Source organism: Stenotrophomonas sp. STEN038 (assembly GCF_056759895.1).
This window is the reverse complement of sequence record NZ_JBRRDW010000013.1, coordinates 40916-60272: the sequence shown is the minus strand read 5'-3', so window position 1 is coordinate 60272 and position 19357 is coordinate 40916. Positions and strand designations below refer to the sequence as shown.

At 64.8% G+C, this 19357-nt stretch carries 17 protein-coding genes; 9 read left to right on the top strand and 8 right to left on the bottom strand.

From position 1 onward, the window contains the following. Positions 1 to 12 precede the first annotated feature (12 nt). The 7 genes from ACVOLS_RS07660 to ACVOLS_RS07630 form a co-directional block, all read right to left on the bottom strand. Positions 13 to 954 carry a ribokinase gene (locus tag ACVOLS_RS07660; RefSeq protein WP_481545122.1) on the bottom strand — a complete coding sequence of 314 codons (942 nt, stop codon included), beginning with the start codon at positions 952 to 954 and terminating at the stop codon, positions 13 to 15. Then, the gene (locus ACVOLS_RS07655) at positions 951 to 2207 is read right to left on the bottom strand and encodes a serine hydrolase domain-containing protein (RefSeq protein WP_481545121.1); all 1257 of its coding nucleotides are present in this window, start codon (positions 2205 to 2207) and stop codon (positions 951 to 953) included. Before ACVOLS_RS07655 ends, ACVOLS_RS07660 begins: the two co-directional genes overlap by 4 nt. Positions 2208 to 2227: 20 nt before the next feature. Next, positions 2228 to 4486, bottom strand: coding sequence for a TonB-dependent receptor (locus tag ACVOLS_RS07650; protein ID WP_481545120.1), 2259 nt, complete (start codon positions 4484 to 4486; stop codon positions 2228 to 2230). A 437-nt stretch (positions 4487 to 4923) separates the two neighbouring features. Then, positions 4924 to 7107 carry a TonB-dependent receptor gene (locus ACVOLS_RS07645; protein WP_481545119.1) on the bottom strand — a complete coding sequence of 728 codons (2184 nt, stop codon included), beginning with the start codon at positions 7105 to 7107 and terminating at the stop codon, positions 4924 to 4926. A gap of 365 nt (positions 7108 to 7472) precedes the next feature. After that, positions 7473 to 8354 (bottom strand): LysR family transcriptional regulator, encoded by an 882-nt coding sequence (locus ACVOLS_RS07640; protein ID WP_481545118.1) that lies wholly within the window; start codon positions 8352 to 8354, stop codon positions 7473 to 7475. 135 nt (positions 8355 to 8489) lie between these two features. Continuing rightward, positions 8490 to 10898, bottom strand: coding sequence for a sodium:solute symporter family transporter (locus tag ACVOLS_RS07635; RefSeq protein WP_481545117.1), 2409 nt, complete (start codon positions 10896 to 10898; stop codon positions 8490 to 8492). Positions 10899 to 10950: 52 nt separating this feature from the next. Beyond that, on the bottom strand, positions 10951 to 11802 hold the full coding sequence (locus ACVOLS_RS07630) for an HpcH/HpaI aldolase/citrate lyase family protein (protein ID WP_481545116.1): 852 nt from the start codon (positions 11800 to 11802) through the stop codon (positions 10951 to 10953). A gap of 351 nt (positions 11803 to 12153) precedes the next feature. On the opposite strand from ACVOLS_RS07630, the gene xth reads away from it, so the two are divergent. Continuing rightward, entirely contained in the window at positions 12154 to 12927 is a 774-nt protein-coding gene (xth, locus tag ACVOLS_RS07625; protein WP_481545115.1) for an exodeoxyribonuclease III, read from the top strand. A gap of 56 nt (positions 12928 to 12983) precedes the next feature. On the opposite strand, the gene ACVOLS_RS07620 is transcribed toward xth, so the two are convergent. Further along, entirely contained in the window at positions 12984 to 13238 is a 255-nt protein-coding gene (locus ACVOLS_RS07620; protein ID WP_481531951.1) for a GlsB/YeaQ/YmgE family stress response membrane protein, read from the bottom strand. A gap of 102 nt (positions 13239 to 13340) precedes the next feature. Here ACVOLS_RS07620 and ACVOLS_RS07615 point away from each other — a divergent pair, with 102 nt between their 5' ends. The 8 genes from ACVOLS_RS07615 to ACVOLS_RS07580 all read left to right on the top strand — a co-directional run bounded on the left by ACVOLS_RS07615 (position 13341) and on the right by ACVOLS_RS07580 (position 19328). Then, the gene (locus tag ACVOLS_RS07615) at positions 13341 to 13931 is read left to right on the top strand and encodes a 4'-phosphopantetheinyl transferase family protein (protein ID WP_481545114.1); all 591 of its coding nucleotides are present in this window, start codon (positions 13341 to 13343) and stop codon (positions 13929 to 13931) included. Between the two features lie 231 nt (positions 13932 to 14162). Next, positions 14163 to 14804 (top strand): 16S rRNA (guanine(527)-N(7))-methyltransferase RsmG, encoded by a 642-nt coding sequence (gene rsmG, locus ACVOLS_RS07610; RefSeq protein ID WP_481545113.1) that lies wholly within the window; start codon positions 14163 to 14165, stop codon positions 14802 to 14804. Positions 14805 to 15136: 332 nt separating this feature from the next. Continuing rightward, a complete protein-coding gene (locus tag ACVOLS_RS07605; protein WP_481514985.1) occupies positions 15137 to 15934 on the top strand; it encodes a ParA family protein in 798 nt (265 codons plus the stop codon). After that, positions 15934 to 16848 carry a ParB/RepB/Spo0J family partition protein gene (locus ACVOLS_RS07600; protein WP_481545112.1) on the top strand — a complete coding sequence of 305 codons (915 nt, stop codon included), beginning with the start codon at positions 15934 to 15936 and terminating at the stop codon, positions 16846 to 16848. Before ACVOLS_RS07605 ends, ACVOLS_RS07600 begins: the two co-directional genes overlap by 1 nt. Positions 16849 to 16882: 34 nt before the next feature. Then, positions 16883 to 17191: a helix-hairpin-helix domain-containing protein gene (locus ACVOLS_RS07595; protein ID WP_296250089.1), complete on the top strand. Its 309-nt coding sequence runs from the start codon at positions 16883 to 16885 to the stop codon at positions 17189 to 17191. 38 nt (positions 17192 to 17229) lie between these two features. Further along, the gene (locus ACVOLS_RS07590) at positions 17230 to 18195 is read left to right on the top strand and encodes an NAD-dependent epimerase/dehydratase family protein (RefSeq protein ID WP_481545111.1); all 966 of its coding nucleotides are present in this window, start codon (positions 17230 to 17232) and stop codon (positions 18193 to 18195) included. 72 nt (positions 18196 to 18267) lie between these two features. Then, complete coding sequence (locus tag ACVOLS_RS07585) at positions 18268 to 18990, top strand: glycosyltransferase family 2 protein (protein ID WP_481545110.1); 723 nt, start codon at positions 18268 to 18270, stop codon at positions 18988 to 18990. Between the two features lie 2 nt (positions 18991 to 18992). Next, positions 18993 to 19328, top strand: coding sequence for a lipid-A-disaccharide synthase N-terminal domain-containing protein (locus tag ACVOLS_RS07580; RefSeq protein ID WP_481545109.1), 336 nt, complete (start codon positions 18993 to 18995; stop codon positions 19326 to 19328). The last annotated feature ends 29 nt before the right edge of the window (positions 19329 to 19357 follow it).

Below are 19357 nucleotides of genomic sequence, written 5' to 3'. Positions count from 1 at the left end.
GAGGCGTAACGGTTACAGCGCGCACCATGCCGCAAGCGCGGCATGGGCGTCGGTGCCGGGCAGGCGGCTGGCATCAGCCAGCAGCGCCTGTACTTCGGCATGTTCGGGAATACTGGATTGTGCACCCAGACGAGTGCAGGTCAGTGCTGAAGCAGCGCTGGCGGCGAGCAGGGCCTGCTGCAGCGGCGCATTGCGGGCGAGCAGGGCAATCAAGGTGCCGCAGAAGGTGTCGCCGGCGGCGGTGGTATCTACCGGCGAGATCGAGAACGCTGGTTGCAACAGGATCTCGCCATCGATGCGGGCCAGGCAGCCGCGCGCGCCTAGGGTGACGATCACGCAGGGAACATCCAGATGCGCCAAGCCGGTGGCCAGATCCGGCGGGTTGTCGGCAACCACATCGAGCTCGCCTTCGTTGACGATCAGCATGTCCAGCTGTGCGAGTAGTTCGGCCGGCAATACCTGCGCAGGCGCGGCATTCAAGGCAACTTTCACCCCGGCGGCACGGGCGGCTGTTGCGTAGGCCTGCACCGAGGCCAGTGGCGACTCCAGCTGCAACAGTAGCCATTGCACGCCATCCAGTGACGGCAGGTGTTCGGGCAGCAAGGCCATATTGGCGCCGGGGGCGACGGTGATCGCGTTCTCGGCATCATCGGAAAGGCAGATGAAGGCGGTGCCAGTCGGCAGCTGCGCATCGCGCACGGCATGCAGCAGCACGCCAGCGTCGTTCAACGAGGCTTCAATTGGCTTGGCGAAATCATCGGTACCCAGGGCAAGCAGCATCTGTGTGTCAGCGCCACCGGCACGCGCGCAGGCCACGGCCTGGTTTGCACCCTTGCCACCGGGAAAGGTACGGAATTCGCGGCCGAGCACGGTCTCGCCCGGTGCCGGCACATGCGCTGCACGCACCACGAAATCGAGATTGGCCGAGCCGGCGACAAGAACGGTGGAACTCATGGAATAGCCTGGTAAACGAGGTTGTAGAAACGGGTGGAAGGCGAGGCGAGGGCTTTGTCGCCGCTGGGCAGGTATTGCATCAGCAGGATGGCCACCAGCTTCTCCTTGCGGTCGATGGTGAAGTACGTGGATGCCGCACCGGACCAGCCGAACTGACCGACGCTGCCGAGCTTGCCGCGGTAAGCCGGGTTGGTGATGACATAGCCGCCAAGGCCGAAGCCTTCGCCCGCGCCATAGCTGCTGATGGCTGGTTCGAAGCCACCGAGCTGGTCGCTCATCATCAGATCGACAGTCTTGCGCGAGAGCAGCTGCTGCTTCCCGCTGCGGCCATCATCAAGCAGCATGTGGGCGAACTTCAGGTAGTCGGCAGCGGTGGAATACAGGCCGCCGGCACCGCTGTCGTAGCCCTTCAGACGCACGCCCGGATTGCGCGCGCTGAGCGTGTCGGCCACGCGCAGGCTGCCATCGTCGTTACTGGTCGGCAGCTCGACCACGCGGCCACGCTGCGCCAACGGCACTTCAAAGCCGGTGTCGTGCATCGCCAGCGGGCTGAAGATGCGTTGCTGCAGGAACTGCGCGAACGATTGCCCGCTGACCACCTCGACGACGCGCGCCAGCAGCTCGGTATTGCTGCCTTCGTAATGGAAGTGGGTGCCGGGCGCATCGGCCAACGGCAGCGTGGACAGGCGGCGTGCAACGTCCTGCAGCGAGGTCGCGCTGTCGACATCGGCCGCGGTCAGCAGTTTGGTTGCTACCCGATGTGTATCCGATGCCGCTGCGAAGCCACTGGTATGGGTGAGCAGGTGGCGCAGGGTGATCGCCCGCGACGTGGCTTCGGTCTGGGGATGCTGCACGTCGCCACCGGTTACGACCTGACGATTGGCGAACTCGGGCAGATAACGCGCCAGCGGATCGTCCAGCGACAGCTTGCCTTCCTCCAGCAGCATCAGCACGGCGACCGAGGTCACCGGCTTGGTCATCGAATAGATGCGGAAGATGCTGTCGGCCTGCAGTGGCCGGTGGCCAGCGCTGTCGGCGTGGCCGTAGTGCTGCTGGAACACGATGCGGCCATCGTGCTCGACCAGCGCCACCGCGCCCGGGAACTGGCCCGGTGCGGTGCTGGCCTGCAGGAAACCATCCAGCCGCTGCCAGCGCTCATCAGCGTGCAGCAGCGGTGCGCACAGACACAGCAGGAGTGCGGCGCCACGGCGCAGCCAGCGATGGCTGCGCGGTGTTGCGATTGGTTGATGCATGGCGGGCACTCCTGCGTTCATCAGCGGAACGTATACGAATAGCTCAGCGACACCACGCGGCCGCGACCGGCCCAGTAGTTCTGCCAGCCATCGCCCTGCGAGCCGCTGAGGATGTAGTACTTGTTGAACAGGTTGTCCACGCCCAGCGAGAACGTACCGAAGCGCCCCGAATCATAGTTCACGCCCAGATCCCACAGCGTGTAGCCGTTGATCTTTTCGTCGTAGTCGAATTCTTCACCGTCGTATTCGCGGACTGCCGAGCCGGTGAGGTGGCGGTCGCGCAACATGCTGGCACCGAGCGTGGCGTCGAGGTTGGGCAACGCCTTCCACACCAGCGCGACGTTGATCTTGTCCGGCGTCGCATCGAAGATGCCCAGCGGTTTCTTCATCGGACCTGCATCGTAGCGGCCCTGCGGGTCCGGGCCCCAGAACGAGGTGTAGCCACGCAGGTGCGTGTACAGGCCGGTGATCTTGAAGGTGTCGGTGAAGCGGAATTCGCCAGTGAGCTCGATGCCTTTGATGTCGGTGGGCGCGCGGGTCATGATGAAGTCGCTGGTCAGCGGGTCCACTTCCAGCGATGCACCGAAGTCGGAGGTGGAGTGGTACCAGCTGCCGCTCAGTGCACCGCGCGAACCGCGCCAGTTGAAGCCGATGTCGATGTTGTCGACGATGATCGCCTGCAGGTCGAGGATGCCGGCCACGGTCTGGCCCGGGTAATTCACGTTGCGCAGCGGGATGCCGATGTCGGGCAGGGTGAAGCCCTTGCTGTAGGCGGTGAACAGCGAGAACTCATCGGTGATGCGCCAGATCGCACCCAGGTTGGGCAGGTTGGCGGTGTAGTCCAGGGTGCCGCCTTCGACGAACGAATTGTTGCGGTAGGCGACGGTGGTATAGCTGTCGATGTCGAGCTCGCCGTTCTCGCGACGGAAGCCGCCGCTGACCGTGACCGGGCCGATATCCCAGGACAGCTGCGCATACGGGGCAACGCTCCTGTAATCCATCGGCGGCACCCATACGCGGTCGGTCATCACCAGCCGCTGCTCGGCCACGTCCTGCACGAAGTCCACGCCGGTATGCAGCTCCAATCCGTCCACGCCAAAGATGCTGGGGCGCGTCCACGAGGTACGCAGGCCCTTCTTGCGCGACTGGATCTCGGACTGGTCGAAGATGCGGTCGGCATCATCGGCCGGTGCCGGCTTCACCAGCTGGCGGTCGGCACCGTTCTCCGGCAGGAAGCGCATGCCCTGCTTGGCCTGGTAACCGACCAGGTCGAGCGTGCCGCCGTAGAAATCGCTGTGGGTGTACTGCAGGCTGTACTGGATGAACTTGTTGAGCGCATCGCGCTGGCCGTCGATGTGGCCCTTGATCGAGGTATTCGGCACCGGCGTGTCGCAGGGCGGCCAGTCGTTCGGGCCCTTGCAGCCGACCAGTTGGATGTAGTCGCCATTGCCGCCGATGTTGAAGTTGCTGTACGTGGCCTGCAGGCGCTGTTCGCCGTCCTCGCCGAAGTTGTAGCCGCCCTTCATGTACAGGTTGCGCGACTGCGAATCGGCCAGCGAACCACTGGAATTCATGCCGATGCTGCGGTTCTTGGCGTCATAGGCCATGCCGCGCTCGAGCTGCGAGACGCTGGCCAGGAAGTCGTAATTGTCCTGCTTGATCGCATGGCTCAGGCCCAGCTTCCAACCGACGCTGTCGTCGTTGAACTGGGTCTGGTAGCGCGCATTGATGGTGGTCTCGCTGCCGATCTGTTCCGGCACCTTGGAGATGTAGTTGATCACGCCACCGGTGGCGCCGATGCCTTCGGCGGCGGATGGGCCGTTGATCACTTCGATGCGGCCGATCACGCCCATGTCAGTGAAGGTACCGTTGCGGGTGCCTTCGCGTAGCGGCGAACCCTGCGGGATGCTGTCGAACAGGCGCAGCGGAATGCGCCCACGCAGCGACTCACCGGAGTTGGTCATTGCCTGCGAGGACTCGGCATAGCCGGGAATGGTGCGTGCCAGAACCGCGGTGTTGTCCTCGGTGATGATCAGCGACTGCTTGATCTCTTCTGGGGTGATGATGGTGATGGCGCCGGGGATCTTGTCCACCGCCTTGGGCGCGCGTACGCCGGTGACGATGACCCGGTCGAGCTCAGTGGCTTTCTTGTCCTGCGCGCGCTTGTCGGCGCTGCGGCTGTCTTCTTCGTTTGCTGCCTGCATCTGCTGGGCCTGCACGCTGCTGCTGATCGCCGCGGCCAGAACCAGAACCCCCAACGCTACCGGTACCTTCTTCATGGTGTTTATCTCGTTTTTGTTTTAGATAAGACGTGCATGAACTGCTGCCGCGGGCTGCGGCATTCCGATACTTCTGTTGGCTGCTGCATCCCTCCCGACGCAACTCCCCGACAACAGCAGCCTAGGCGTGCACAGGAGGGCATTGAAGGCGGGGGGCCTTGCTTCAGACGTGAGGTTTTGTTGCTTGAAGAAAGCTGCGGTTTTTTCTTGCGGTGCAACAAGAAAGGTTCTCTTGTTGCCGCTGGCCGTTGCTCTTGTAGGAGCGGCGTCAGCCGCGAAGCAGGCCATCGTTCCGGCGCCGAGATGTTTGCAATTGCAGGATGTGCGGGAGCGGTTGCTTTTTCCAGCTTCGCGGCTGACGCCGCTCCTACAAACCACAAACAACAAACAAAAACGGCGCCACAGTTGCCTGTGGCGCCGCTTTCAAACTGCAGCTATCAGAACTTGAACGTGTGGGTCAGCGACACCATCCGGCCACGGCCGGAGAAGTAGTTCTGCCAGCCCGGCAGCTGCGACCAGGTCAGCACGTACTGCTTGTCGAACAGGTTCTCGACGCCCAGTGCCAGCTGGCCGTAACGGCCGATGTCGTAGTTCACGCTGAGGTCCCACAGCGCGTAGCCATAGGTGTTCTCTTCGTTCTTGTAGACGGCATTGTTGGCCGGGTTGACGAAGGTCTCGCGCAGGTCGCGGCTGAAGGTCTTGCTCACGCCCAGCGTTGCGCTCAGGTCGTCGTTCGGGGTCCAGGTCACCGAGGCATTCACCTTGTCCGGCGAGATGTCGAGGATGCCCATTTCCTTCTTCAGGCCTGAGCCCGGGTAGTACTGGGTCTGGCCGCGGATGCGCGAGTACAGGAAGCTGGCCTTCCACTGCTCGTTGAAGGTCCAGGCGCTGTTCAACTCGAAGCCCTCGATCTCGACCGGTGCGCGGGTCAGGATGAAGTCGTCGGTGGCCTTGTCGATGGTCAGGGTGGAGCCGAAGTCCGAGGTCGAGCGGTAAACGGATGCACCGATCTGGCCCTGGGCACCACGCCAGTTGAAGCCGATTTCCTTGTTCTCGGTGATCAGCGGCTGCAGATCAGCGATGCAGGACACGGCCTTGCACGGGCTGCTGGCCTGGATGTTGCGCAGCGGGATGCCGACGTTGGCGATGCCGAAGCCTTCGGAGTACGAAGCGAACACCGACCACTGGTCGGTAATGCGCCAGATCGCACCGAAGTTGGGCATGTTGGCCTTGTAATCCATCTTGCCGCCCTGCACCGGGGTGTGGTCGCGGAAGGCAACGGTGGTGTAGCTGTCGATTTCCAGCTGGCCGTCTTCGCGACGGATGCCGGCATCCAGCGTCACCGGGCCGATGTCCCAGCTCAGCTGCGCGTACGGCGCGATGCTGGTGTACTTCATCGGCGGCACCCACAGGCGGTTGGTCAACGCCAGGCGCTGCTCGGCGGTGTCTTCCACCAGGTCCAGGCCGGCACGCAGGCGCAGGCCTTCCACCTTGAACAGGTCGCCGTAGGCGTAGCCGAAGCGCAGGCCCTTCTTCTCGCTGTTGATTTCCGACTGGTCCCAGATGCGCAGGGCGTCATCGGTGGGGGCCGGCTTGGTCAGCTGGCGGTCGTCGCCGTTTTCCGGCACGTAACGCATGGCCTGCTCGGCCCAGTACGCATCAACACTCAGGTCGCCGCCGAAGAAATCGGCATTGGTGTACTTGACCGCGAACTGTTCAAAGTCGTTGAACTCGGCCAGCGAACCAGCAATCGAGCCCTTTTCGGCGGTATTGGTGGTCGGCTTGGTGCAGCCGAGGTCACCGGCACGGCAACCTTCCACTGGAATGTAGTTGTGCTTGCCGCCGATGTGGAAGTTGCTGTAGCTGGCCTGGATGCGCTGCATCTGGCCTTCGCCGAAGTTGTAGCCGCCCTTCATGAACAGGTTCTTGCTGTACGAATCGGACAGCGAACCGGAGGTGTTCAGGCCAACGCGGCGGCCGTTGCCGTCGTAGGAGATGCCACGGTCGATGTAAGCGCCGCTGATCAGGTAGTCGACCGCGTCGCCCTTGAAGGCGTGGGTGACGCCGATCTTGGACTGCGCGCTGTCGTCCTTGAACTGGCTGCTGTAACGGGTGGTCACGGTGGTTTCGTGGCCAGCCACGTCCGGGTTCTTGGACAGGTAGTTGATCACGCCACCGGCGCCGCCGATGCCTTCAGCGGCGGACGGGCCGTTGATGACTTCGATCCGGCCGATCACGCCCATGTCGGTGAAGGTGCCGTTGCGGCTGCCTTCGCGCAGCGGCGAGCCCTGTGGCACGCCGTCGAACAGGCGCAGCGCGACGCGACCGCGCAGGGTCTCACCGGAGTTGCTCATCGCCTGCGAGGATTCGGAATAGCCCGGCACCATGCGTGCGAGCACGGCAGTGGCGTCTTCGGTCAGGTTCAAGGTGCGCTGCACCTGCTCCGGGCTGATCAGGGTGACAGCACCCGGAACCTTGTCGATGGCAACCGGGGTGCGGGTACCGGTGACGATCACCTGGTCCAGCGTGGTGGCGGCATCGCCAGCGTCCTGTGCAAAGGCCGGGCTCATCGCGCTGGCGAGCAGCACGGCGCTGATGGCGGCCGAAAGTGGCTTGATCATGTTGTTCTCTCCCCCAGGTTTGAATGTGTGACGCGACCGGCCTGGGAGCCGGCAGAGCCAAAATGCGATGGGGACTAGCGCCCCTTTGATCCTGCCGTTTGTTGATTTCGGTCCCCGACCATGCGGGCACCGGGCGCAACTCCGACGTTGGGCGAAGCCTAGGCGGGGCCCCGGCGCGATAGAAGCGCACCTGTGTATGTTCAAAGCCTAGGGTTTGTTGCGATTGGGTGACGGCGCCTGCAGCGGCATTGCCGGACAACCGACCTGTAGTGCCGAGCCATGCTCGGCAGAGGCCTTACCAGGAAATCCAACAGGACCGGGAAGGCCCTTGCCGAGCATGGCTCGGCACTACACGGGCATTGCGCTCAGTCGGTAGGCTGCAACAACGCCGTACGCGCCTCGTCCAGCAGCACATTGACCTGGCGCAGGCGCACCGAGGAGCGCGACCAGACCATGCCGATACGGCGTGGCTCGCTGGGCTCGGGCAGCGGAATGCGCACCACCGAAATTCCTTCCGGCCACGGCTTGGCCCAATCCGGCACCAGCGACACACCCAAACCGCGGTCAACCATCACCGCAATCGCATTCAGCGCGTTCAGCTCGAACCGTTCGCGCGGCACGATGCCTGCCTTGCGCAGGTATTCGTCGGCCTGGCGGCCACCCCATTCGTGGCGGTCGTAGCGGATCAGCGGCTCTTCCCTCAGCAGTTGGTGCGGATCCGCGCCGGCCAGGCGCGCCGGTGCCAGCACCACCAGCGGCTCTTCGCGCAGCAGCTGCCAGTCGCAGGTCTTGGGCAGCGAGAACGGTGCCTGCAGCACCATCGCCGCATCCAGGTCACCCGATTCCACCGCGCCATACAGGTCGGCCGAGTAACCGGGTTTGATGAAGACGTTGATCTCGGGGAACTTGGCCACCATCCGCGCCAGGATGTCCGGCACCAGCCCGCCCAGCGCGGTAGGGCAGGCGCCCAGCCGCAGTTCGCCGGCCATGCCGCTTTCGTTGGCGACGCTGCGCAGGTCGGCCACGCCACGCAGCAGGTCGCGCGCCCGCTGCAGGATGCGCGCACCTTCCTCGGTGACGCTGACGGTGCGGCCGGCGCGGGCGATCAGCGGCGCGCCCAGCTCGCGTTCCAGCGTGCGGATCTGCTGGGCGACGGCGGCCGGGGTGATGTGCAGCAGGCGGGCCGCCGCGGCCATGGAGCCACGGTCGACCACGGTGACGAAGGTATTGAGGAACTGGGTTTCCACGCGATTAGACCTCTCAGCTGCGCGCCAAACTACACCAGCGGGCGCGGCGGCGCGATCCGACCAACGTCATGGTCTTTGCCGGATCTGGCGCCACGCCGCCGCCGATCAAGGCCGCGGCGGCGCGCAGGCCCGCCTTCACACCGCGTCCTGCTTGTAGATGGTCAGGCCCTTCAGCGAACGGTTCGGGGCCGGGAAGAACAGGCTGGCCACATAGCCGATCACGATGCACAGGAAGATCGAGATGGCCAGGTAGAAGTACGGGTGCACCAGGCTGTACCACCAGGCCACGAAGGTCAGCACGATGCTGGAGGCGACACCGATTGCCACGCCGGCCGAGTTGGCGCGGCGGGTGAACATGCCCAGCGTATAGGCACCGGCAAAGCCGCCGCCGAGCAGGCCGGCCAGTTCGATCGACACGTCGAACAGCGAGTGGATGTCGTAGCGGGTCATGATCAGCGCCAGGCCAATCGCGGTCAGGCCGACCAACACCGTCGAGATCTCGGCGAACAGCACGCTCTTGCGCGGGGTCGGGTTCTTGGCGATGCGCTCGTAGAAGTCGACCGAGATCAATGTCGCCACGCTGTTCATGATGCTCGACAAGGTCGCCATCGCCGCAGAGAACACGCCGGCGATGATCAGGCCGGTGACGCCCGGCGGCAGCTCGGCGGCGATGAACAGCGGGAAGGTCGCGTCGATCGGCAGCAGCGGGTCAAGGCGCTGCGGGTTGTTCTTGTAGAACACCCACAGTGCAGTGCCGATGCCGTAGAAGATGAAGCCACCCGGGATCATGATCGCGGCGAACGCCCAGATCGAACGGCCGGCTTCCTTGTCCGACTTGGTGGCCAGGGTGCGCTGCATCAGCACCTGGTCCTTGGGGAAGGTCAGCACCACGTCGAACACGACCAGGAAGATGAAGCCCCACACCGTGGCCTTGGTCAGGTCGAAGCTGAAATCGAACAGCTTGGTCTTGTCTTCCATCGCCGCGGTGGCGACGAACTCACCGAAGCCGCCCTTCAGCGTCCACACGATGAACAGGATGGCGAAGATCGCGCCGCCCATCTTCACGATCACCTGTACGAAGTCGGTCCAGATCACCGCCTTCATGCCGCCCATCGCGGTGTAGAGGATGGTGAACACGCCCATCATCATGATGCTCCACACCACGCTGATGCCGGTGATGGTGGCGATGGCCAGCGCCGGCAGGAACAGCACCACGCTCATGCGCGCGCCGATCTGCATGACGATGCACAGCGCGCTGGCGAGCATGCGGATGGCCGGATGGAAGCGGGTTTCCAGATAGGAGAACACGCTCATCAGATCCAGGCGACGCAGCAGCGGCACGATCCACACCGCCACGAACATCAGGCCCAGCACCGCGATCAGGTTGTTGGTCAGGTACTGCCAGTTGGTCTCGAAGGCCTTGGCCGGAATGGCGATGAAGCTGATCGAACTGGTGTTGGTGGCGTACAAGCTCACGCCCGCTGCCCAGAACGGAATGCTGCGGCCACCGACGAAGAAGTCGGCGGTGCTGGCGCGCTTTTCGCGGAAGTAGAAGTAGGCGCCCATGCCCAGCATCGCGCCGAGGTAGATGATGATCACCGCCCAGTCCATCCAACCCAGCAGGTGCTTGCCGCTCTGCAGTTCAAAGGTATGCAGGCTGCCATCGGCATTCGCCCAGGCCAGGCCATTGCCCCAGCTGGCGCTGGCCAGCGGTGCGTTGGCATCGGTATCGGCCAGGTCGGCCCAGGCGCTGGTGATGGTGTGGAAGGTACGCGCGTGGCTGCTGCCAACCGCGTCGGTCACCTGCATCAACAAGTGCGCCTGGCCGAGTGCACGCAGCGAACCCGGGACAACGTCGCCACCGATGGCGGGCAGCTGATGCCAACCCTTCTCTGCGTTCCAGCGCAGCAGCTGCTGCGCGCCGTTGTTGCCGACCACCGCGTACAGCGCGCCTTTCTGCGCCTGCAGGGCGACGACTGCGGCAGCGCCCGGCCAGATCGGCTGTGGCTGCCATTGCGCGGCATCGGCCGGTTTTTTATACAGCTGGGTGACGCCGCTATCGTCGACACCGGCTACGAATAGTGCGCCATCCAGGGCGGCTGCATGCGCATTGCTCAACGGCGTCGGCAGTGCCAGGGACTGGCCCTTGCCCAGCGTTTCGCTCTTGAGGGTGAGCTGCTGCAGCTGATTGCTGTGGCTCGCATCCGGGCCGGTCAGCACCCAGGTTTTGTCGCCGTTGCGAACGATGTCCTGCACGGGCTCGTTGCTGATGCCGGTGGCCGACGTCCACGCCTTGCCGTTCTTGTCCAACAGCCATGCCTTGTCGCCGGAGCGGGCCAGCAGGCGGCCGTCGACATCCAGCAGCTGCTGCACCGAGGCGGCCTCCGGCAGGGCCGGCAGCGAGCCGGGCTTCACTGCATTCAAACTCTCGTCGGCGGCCGCGGTGCCGGCCAGTGCCAGCAAAGTGGTGATGACGAGCAGACGGAAGCCGAGCGAGAAGCGGTGCGACAGCGCGGCGAGCGCGGTGGCCATGGGCGTGGGCATGGATGGAATCCCGGTAATGAACGGCGTGGCGGCGAACCGCCAGATGGAAAGATCAGGCGCGCAGGGCGCCGGCGAGCAGGGCTTCGGCCCGGCGCAGGTAGGGCACATCGATCATGCGTCCCTCGAACAGGAACGCACCGCGGCCCAGATCGCTGGCCGCCTGCGCGGCGGCAACAATGCGCCGTGCTTCGTCCAGCTCGGCCTCGGCCACGCTGAAGATCACATTGGCCTGACCCACCTGGCGCGGATGGATGCAGCTCTTGCCGATATAGCCCAACTGCTGCGCGAGCATGGCCTCGGTACGGAAGCCCTCGGCATCGGCCACATCCGGCCAAGCCCCGTCACAGGCGAACACGCCCGCTTCGGTGGCGGCCATTTTCACCGCGAACAGCACCGCATGCACATTGGCCGGCGTGCGGGCGATGCCATTGGGCGCGAACAGATCGCCCAGGCCCAACTGCAGGCCGGCGACTCGCGGATGCGCGCCAGCCAATTCAGCGGCCAGACGCAGCCCGCGCGGGGTTTCGATGTTCAGCAGCAGGCCGATCGGGCGGGTCACGCCATTGGCGGCCTCGGCGCGTTCCAGCGCGACCACCACCTGCCGCACCTGTGCGGCCGATTCCACCTTGGGGATATTGAGCAGCCACAGGCCGGGCACCGCCATCGCGGCCAGATCGGCGGCGAAATGCGGGCTGTCGGTGGCGTTGGTACGTACGATCAACAGCTTGTTGCTGGCAAGCACGTCGGCACGGGCGAGGAAGCTGGCGATGGCCGCACGCGCCGCCTGTTTGCCAGCCTCGGGGACGGAATCCTCCAGATCGAAGGACAGGGCATCGGCCGCACTGGCCAAGGCCTTGTCGAACAGTTCCGGACGTGCGCCGGGCACAAACAGCTTGCTACGCATGGCTTCCCCTCACTTTGAGAGGCAGTCTGCGCGAATCGGAACGCTGAAAAAGTGTATTCCCCGACATTCACCCGATAGGTTTTGTTGTGGTTTGCGGGGTTTGGCGGGTGGGGTGACCCACGAAGCGCAGGAAACCATCGCCGTCCCCTCTCCCGCCTGCGGGGGAGGGTGCCCCGAAGGGGCGGGTGAGGGGAGCTTTTGACTTTGCTTGCGCTGTTGCCTACAAGCCAAAGCCAAAGCACCCCTCCCCAACCCTCCCCTGCACCTTCGGTGCGAGGGAGGCGGCTGATCGCTGCGGTCTTCAGCTTGGAAGTAGGGCCAACTTGACCTGCCCCGGCTAGAATCCCCTGCATGAAAATCGCTTCGTGGAACGTCAATTCGCTCAATGTCCGCCTGCCGCACCTGGAACAGTGGCTGGCCGACTTTGCCCCCGACGTGGTCGGCATCCAGGAAACCAAGCTGGAGGACCACAAGTTCCCCGATACGCGGCTGCTGGAGCTGGGCTACCGCAACGTGTTCGCCGGGCAGAAAACCTATAACGGCGTGGCGCTGCTGTCGCGGCATCCGATCGACGACGTGCAGATCGGCATTCCCGGTTTCGAGGACGAGCAGAAGCGAGTGATCGCCGGTACCGTCAACGGCGTGCGCATCATCAATCTGTATGTCGTCAACGGCCAGGACGTGGGCACCGACAAGTACGCCTACAAGCTGCGCTGGTTGGAGGCCGTGCACGCCTGGGTGGCTGCCGAGCTGCAAAAATACCCGCAGTTGGTGGTGATGGGCGATTTCAACATCGCGCCGGATGACCGCGATGTCTACGACCCGGCGGTGTGGAATGGTGACCACATCCTCACCTCCACCGCCGAGCGCGGCGCGCTGCAGAAACTGCTGGATCTGGGCCTGCACGACGCTTTCCGCCTGCATAACGACGCAGCCGGCGTCTTCAGCTGGTGGGATTACCGCGCGGCCGGTTTCCGTCGTGACCTTGGCCTGCGCATCGACCTGACCCTGGTCTCCGATGCGCTCAAGCCGCGCGCTGTCGCCTCCGGCATCGACCGTGAGCCACGCACCTGGGAACGCCCCAGCGATCACGCCCCGGCGTGGGTGCAGCTGGCACAGGGCTGAAACAACAAAGCCCGGCTGTTGCCAGCCGGGCCTTGGTCGAATCGGCGCCAGAACGGTTAACGCACGCTTTTGCGTGTGAACAGATTGACGATGGCCAGCAGTACCACCGCGCCGACCAGTGACAGCAGGAATGAGCGCACGGTGATCGCGCCATTGATGCTGCCGCCGCTGAAGAAGAAGCCGGCAATCATGGCGCCAATGATGCCCACCACGATGTTCAGGATGATGCCCTGCTGCGCATCGCGGCGCATGATGATGCTGGCCAGCCAACCCACGACGCCACCAATAATCAACCAGATGATGATGCCCATGCGCGAACCTCCCTGCCGTGAAGCACCCCGAAAGGTGCGGTGGCGACAGTCAACGCGTAGTGGCGTTAAGAACATGTTTGTCCGGGCAGGAACCTGTTCACCATGAGCCCAAAGGCAAGCCATTGGCGGTTTGGTCCGGTGGACGTGTGGCTGTTGCCGCATACCCCCGGCACCCGCGGTGAGCCGCAGGCCCGCGAGGTGCTGGCCGGTGTTTTCGATACCACGCCCGCAGCCTTGCCGCTGACCCGCGATGAGCGCAGCCGGCCGTGGCTGATCGGCGAACTGGCGCATTACGGCACCGGTTGGAGCCATAGCGGCGGGCATCTGCTGGTGGCGCTGGGCGAGGGGGCACGCCTGGGCGTGGACCTGGAGCGGCAGCGGCCACGCAAGCAGATGCGCGAGGTGATCCGTCGTTTCTTCCATCCGGAGGAGATTGCCTGGCTGGATGCACTGGACGACAGCGGCTGTGAGCACTGGTTCTTCCGCGTGTGGTGCGCCAAGGAGGCGCTGCTGAAGGCGCACGGGCATGGCATTTCGTTCGGGCTGGAGAAGCTGCGCTTCGCGCCGGATGCGGCGGGGGCCTTGCAGCTGGTGTGGTGCGATCCGGGCCTGGGCGATGCGACACGCTGGCATCTATATGAGTGGCAGGCGACGGAGGATTTCCGCGCTGCGTTGGCCTGGTACCCGCTGTAGTGCCGTGCTCCCTCCCTTTGGCCGTAGGCCAAGGGGAGGGCCGGGGAGGGGTGGTTTTGCTCCCTCCCTTGCGCGAAGCGTAGGGGAGGGCTGGGGAGGGGTAGCTGTTGCCGTTGCTCTTGCCGTGCGCGGCAGATCAAAAGCCAGATCCAGAGCACCCCTCCCCAACCCTCCCCTTGGCTTCGCCAAAGGGAGGGGGCCAAAAGCGCCACTCCTGCGATAATCCCTGCCATGAACGACACCACTCTCCCGCGCGAAGTCGCCAGCGACCTCGACCACGGCTTGAAGGCCATGGGTCTGGACGCCGCTTTGGCCAAGCCCTTGCTGGCCTACCTGACCCTGCTGGTGCGCTGGAACCGCACCTACAATCTCACTGCCATCCGCGATCCACGCGAAATGGTGACCCGCCATCTGCTCGACTCGCTGGCCATGGCCGAGCATGTCAGCAGCGGCAGCCTGGCCGATCTGGGCACTGGCCCTGGCTTGCCGGGCATTCCGCTGGCGATCACCCATCCACAGCTGCAGGTGACCCTGGTCGAGAGCAACGGCAAGAAGGCCCGCTTCATGCGTGAGGCCGTGCGCCAGCTCGGTTTGAGCAATGCCCGCGTGGCTGAATCCCGCGCCGAAGCGCTGGCCGAGCCGGGTGCTTACGACAACCTCACCGCCCGTGCCATGGATACGCTGGCCGGCATCATCGAGGTTGGCGGTCATCTGCTGCGTCCCGGCGGCCAGCTGCTGGCGATGAAGGGTGTGTACCCGCACGAAGAGATCGCCCAGCTCCCGGCCGGTTGGCAGATGCTGGAAGTGCGCCCGCTGCAGGTGCCGGGGCTGGTCGGTGACCGGCATCTGGTGGTGGTGGAGCGCAAGGGCTAGATCTGTAGTGCCGAGCCATGCTCGGCTGGGGCTTTACCAGCCAAGGCCGGAAGCTACCCCTCCCCAGCCCTCCCCTTGGCTTCGCCAAAGGGAGGGGGCTAAAGCGGTAGTGCCGAGCCATGCTCGGCAGGGGCTTTACCGGCCAAGGTCAAAAGCGGCCCTCACCCCAACCCCTCTCCCGCAAGCGGCAGGGGGGTAAAGCGGTAGTGCCGAGCCATGCTCGGCAGGGGGCTTTGCCAGCAAAAGCCGCCCGTTACCCGGAAACCGGTTTCCGCCTACGCGCCGCTACCCCCATAATGACCAGTCCAACTTCGCCAACGAGGCTCTCCTGCATGGCTCGCATCATCGCCATCGCCAACCAGAAAGGCGGCGTCGGCAAGACCACGACGGCTGTCAATCTGGCTGCTTCCCTTGCCGCTGCACCGAAACGCGTGCTGCTGGTCGACCTGGACTCGCAGGGCAACGCGACCATGGGCAGTGGCGTGGATAAACGTGAAGTGGCAGCGTCCACCTGTGACCTGCTGCTGGGCGAGATCACCGCCGCCGAGGTGCGCGTCACCACGCCGGAAGGCTTCGACCTGCTGCCGGGCAACATCGACCTGACCGCCGCCGAGATCCAGCTGATGGACCAGAGCGAGCGCGAGCAGCGCCTCAAGCGCGCACTGGCGCCGGTCCGCGATGAATACGACTACATCCTGATCGACTGCCCGCCGGCGCTGTCGCTGCTGACGCTGAACGCGCTGGCCGCCGCCGACTCGGTGATCGTGCCGATGCAGTGCGAGTACTACGCGCTGGAGGGCTTGAGTGCGCTGGTCGAGACCATCGACGCGCTCAAGATCAATCTCAACCCGGCGCTGGAAATCGAAGGCGTGCTGCGCACCATGTTCGATGTGCGCAACAACCTGGCCAACGCGGTGTCGGCGCAGCTCACCGAATACTTCGGTGACCGCGTGTTCCGCACCATCGTGCCGCGCAACGTGCGCTTGGCCGAGGCGCCCAGCCATGGCCAGAGCATCGTCGGCTACGACCGCGCCTCGCGCGGTGGTGTGGCCTATCTGGGTTTGGCCGGCGAGATCATCCGCCGCAACAGTGAACGCAAGCAGCCCTCCCGGGCCGTGGAGGCTGTCTGATGAGTGCAGCGAAAAAGCGCGGTCTTGGCCGTGGTCTTGATGCCCTGCTGGGCCCGAAGGGCGCAGTAACCCCGGTCACCGTCGCTGCCGTCGCCGAGCCGCAACCCGGCGAGGTGCTGCGCAAGCTGCCCATCGACCAGTTGCAGCCGGGCAAGTACCAGCCGCGTCGCGACATGGACGAGGGCAAGCTGGCCGAACTGGCTGACTCGATCAAGGCGCAGGGCATCATCCAGCCGATTCTGGTTCGCCAGATCGAAGGCGGCCGCTACGAAATCATCGCCGGTGAACGCCGGTGGCGCGCCTCGCGCCTGGCCGGGCTGGAGGAAGTGCCGGCGGTCGTGCGTGAACTGGAAGACCGCACCGTCATCGCGATGGCGTTGATCGAGAACATCCAGCGCGAAGACCTCAATCCGCTCGAAGAAGCCGAAGCGCTGGCGCGCCTGGTCAGCGAGTTCACGTTGACCCACGCCGAAGCCGCCCAGGCCGTTGGCCGCTCGCGCGCCTCGGTGTCCAACCTGCTGCGCCTGATCGATCTGCCGATCGGCGTGCGCGTGCTGCTGGAAACCCGCCGCCTGGAAATGGGCCATGCCCGCGCGCTGCTGACGCTGGCGCCGGAACTGGCCACCAAGCTGGCCGAAGAAGCCGCCGAGCAGGGCTGGTCGGTGCGTGAAGTCGAGCACCGCGCGCAGCAGTTCGCCGCCGGCAAGGTACCGGGCGCACGCAAGGCCAAGCCGTCGCCGAGCGCGCCGCAGGCCGATATCGCATCGCTGGAAACCGAGCTGTCCGAATCGCTGGGCGCGAAAGTGGCGATCAGCCACGGCCGCGGCGGCAAGGGCAAGCTGGTCATCCACTACACCGACCTGGACACGCTCGATGGCGTGCTGGAGCGGCTGCGCGTCCGCCAGAACGGCTGACGCAGTTCTTCCCAAACGAGGTGCATGCAAGGCAATGAACCCCACCAAGGTCGACCGCAATCATCTATTGCGTCTGACCGACCTGCCGAATGTCGGGCCGGCCTGTGAAAAGGATCTCCGTCTGATCGGAATCCGGGTTCCCGCGCACCTGCGCGGGCGTGATCCCTACGATATGTATGCGCAGCTATGCCTGAAGACCGGCGTGGTGCACGACCCCTGCGTGATCGACGTCTTCCTGTCGGTGGTGCGCTTCATGGGTGGCGACGCGCCGCAGCCGTGGTGGGCGTACAGCAAGGAACGCAAGGAAACCCTGGCCAAGGACGCGCCGCTCACCTTGTGGTGAGGCAGGATGATGTTGGTGGCAATGAAGCGGAGCAGTGCATGACCATACTCGTCACCGGTGCCGCCGGTTTCATTGGCGCCTATACCTGCCAGGCCCTGATCGCACGCGGCGAGCGTGTGGTCGGGCTGGACAACTACAACGACTACTACGATCCGCAGCTCAAGCGCGACCGAGTGGCGGCGCTGTGCCCGCAGCTGGACCTGCGCACGCTCGACCTCACCGACCGTGACGGCCTGGCCGCGCTGTTCGATGAAATCCAGCCCACGCAGGTGATCCACCTGGCCGCGCAGGCCGGCGTGCGCTATTCGCTGGAAAACCCGCACATCTACGTCGAAAGCAACCTGGTTGGCTTCGTCAACATGCTGGAACTGTGCCGTCACCGTGGTGTGCAGCATCTGGTCTATGCGTCCAGCAGCTCGGTGTATGGCAACTCGGCGACGCCGCCGTTCTCCGAAGACCAGCGCGTGGACCAGCCGCGTTCGCTGTACGCGGCCACCAAGGTCGCCAATGAGTTGATGGCCTATACCTATGCGCAGCTGTACGGCCTGAAGGCCACCGGCCTGCGCTTCTTTACCGTCTATGGCCCCTGGGGCCGGCCGGACATGGCGCCGCTGCTGTTCTCGCGCGCGGTGCTGGCCGGGCGCAGCATCGATGTGTTCAACAACGGCCACATGCGGCGCGACTTCACACATGTTTCTGACATCGTCGCCGGTATCCTCGGGGCGCTGTCGCATCCCTCCACCCAGGCCACACCCCACCAGGTGTTCAACCTGGGCAACCACACCCCGGTGGAGCTGGAACATTTCATCGACGTGATCGCCTCGGCCGCGGGGCAACCGGCGCACAAGGTCTACAAGCCGATGCAGCCGGGCGACATGGTGGAAACCATGGCCGATACCTCGCGCGCCCAGGCCGCCTTCGGCTACGCGCCGGATACGCCGATCGAACTGGGCCTGCCGCCGGTGGTGGAGTGGTGCCGCAACTACTACGGGTTACGCCCCTGACTCACCTTCCGCTAAGTTGAGTTTTGGAAAATGCGTGACCTTTCCTCAAATGCACAACCTGCGGAAACCGCAATGAACCAGCCCAGCCTTTCAGTGGTTGTTCCCGTCTTCAACGAACGTGACAACGTCACCCCGCTGGTCAATGAAATCACCGCCGCGCTGCGCGGCCAGATCGATTTCGAGATCGTCTACGTCGACGACAACTCCAAGGACGACAGCCTGCAGGTGCTGCAGGCGCTGAAGGCGGCAAACCCGGAGCTGCGGGTGCTGCACCATGTCAGCCAGAGCGGCCAGAGCACGGCAGTGCGCACCGGCGTCAAGGCCGCTCGCGCGCCGTGGATCGCCACCCTCGATGGCGACGGCCAGAACGATCCGGCCGATATCCCCAAGCTGCTGGGCGCACGTGCCGGGGCCGAACCGCAGGTCAGGCTGTTCGCCGGCTGGCGCGTCAACCGCCAGGATTCGGGCAGCAAGCGCTGGGCCAGCAAATGGGCCAACGCCATCCGCGCGCGCATGCTGCGCGATGACACCCCGGACACCGGCTGCGGCATCAAACTGTTCGAACGCGCTGCCTTCCTCGACCTGCCGTACTTCGACCACATGCACCGCTACCTGCCGGCGCTGATGCAGCGTGCCGGCTGGAAGACGGTGAGCGTGCCGGTCAACCACCGCCATCGCACCGCCGGTGTGTCCAAATACAACAACCTTGGCCGCGCGCTGGTAGGTATCCGTGACCTGCGCGGTGTGGCCTGGCTGATCACCCGTTCCAAGCGCACCGCGGTGGAAGAGGTCTGAACATGGATTTCATGAACCAACCGTTGGTGTGGCTGGAGTGGACCGGCGTGCACATGTCGCCGTGGAAGCTGATCGGCCTGACCGGTGCGTTGATGTTCGGCGGCCGCTGGCTGGTGCAGTTCGTCGCCTCGCGGCGCGCCGGCAAGCCGGTGATCCCGCGCCTGTTCTGGTACATGAGCGTGCTCGGCAGCCTGATGACGCTGAGCTACTTCCTGTTCTCGTCCAAGCAGGATGCGGTGGGTGTGGTGCAGAACCTGTTCCCGGCGTTCACCGCGCTCTACAGCCTGCGCCTGGACATCAAGCACCGCGGCTGGCAGCGCGACAAAGCCGATCACTGAGCGGGCGACTATGCCCAAATCCGGCGGTT

Bases quoted from the DNA above. Each gene is read 5' to 3' on its own strand.
- ACVOLS_RS07660 (WP_481545122.1), bottom strand. From the start codon at position 954: ATGAGTTCCACCGTTCTTGTCGCCGGCTCGGCCAATCTCGATTTCGTG.
- ACVOLS_RS07655 (WP_481545121.1), bottom strand. From the start codon at position 2,207: ATGCATCAACCAATCGCAACACCGCGCAGCCATCGCTGGCTGCGCCGT.
- ACVOLS_RS07650 (WP_481545120.1), bottom strand. From the start codon at position 4,486: ATGAAGAAGGTACCGGTAGCGTTGGGGGTTCTGGTTCTGGCCGCGGCG.
- ACVOLS_RS07645 (WP_481545119.1), bottom strand. From the start codon at position 7,107: ATGATCAAGCCACTTTCGGCCGCCATCAGCGCCGTGCTGCTCGCCAGC.
- ACVOLS_RS07635 (WP_481545117.1), bottom strand. From the start codon at position 10,898: ATGCCCACGCCCATGGCCACCGCGCTCGCCGCGCTGTCGCACCGCTTC.
- ACVOLS_RS07630 (WP_481545116.1), bottom strand. From the start codon at position 11,802: ATGCGTAGCAAGCTGTTTGTGCCCGGCGCACGTCCGGAACTGTTCGAC.
- xth (WP_481545115.1), top strand. From the start codon at position 12,154: ATGAAAATCGCTTCGTGGAACGTCAATTCGCTCAATGTCCGCCTGCCG.
- ACVOLS_RS07620 (WP_481531951.1), bottom strand. From the start codon at position 13,238: ATGGGCATCATCATCTGGTTGATTATTGGTGGCGTCGTGGGTTGGCTG.
- ACVOLS_RS07615 (WP_481545114.1), top strand. From the start codon at position 13,341: ATGAGCCCAAAGGCAAGCCATTGGCGGTTTGGTCCGGTGGACGTGTGG.
- rsmG (WP_481545113.1), top strand. From the start codon at position 14,163: ATGAACGACACCACTCTCCCGCGCGAAGTCGCCAGCGACCTCGACCAC.
- ACVOLS_RS07605 (WP_481514985.1), top strand. From the start codon at position 15,137: ATGGCTCGCATCATCGCCATCGCCAACCAGAAAGGCGGCGTCGGCAAG.
- ACVOLS_RS07600 (WP_481545112.1), top strand. From the start codon at position 15,934: ATGAGTGCAGCGAAAAAGCGCGGTCTTGGCCGTGGTCTTGATGCCCTG.
- ACVOLS_RS07595 (WP_296250089.1), top strand. From the start codon at position 16,883: ATGAACCCCACCAAGGTCGACCGCAATCATCTATTGCGTCTGACCGAC.
- ACVOLS_RS07590 (WP_481545111.1), top strand. From the start codon at position 17,230: ATGACCATACTCGTCACCGGTGCCGCCGGTTTCATTGGCGCCTATACC.
- ACVOLS_RS07585 (WP_481545110.1), top strand. From the start codon at position 18,268: ATGAACCAGCCCAGCCTTTCAGTGGTTGTTCCCGTCTTCAACGAACGT.
- ACVOLS_RS07580 (WP_481545109.1), top strand. From the start codon at position 18,993: ATGGATTTCATGAACCAACCGTTGGTGTGGCTGGAGTGGACCGGCGTG.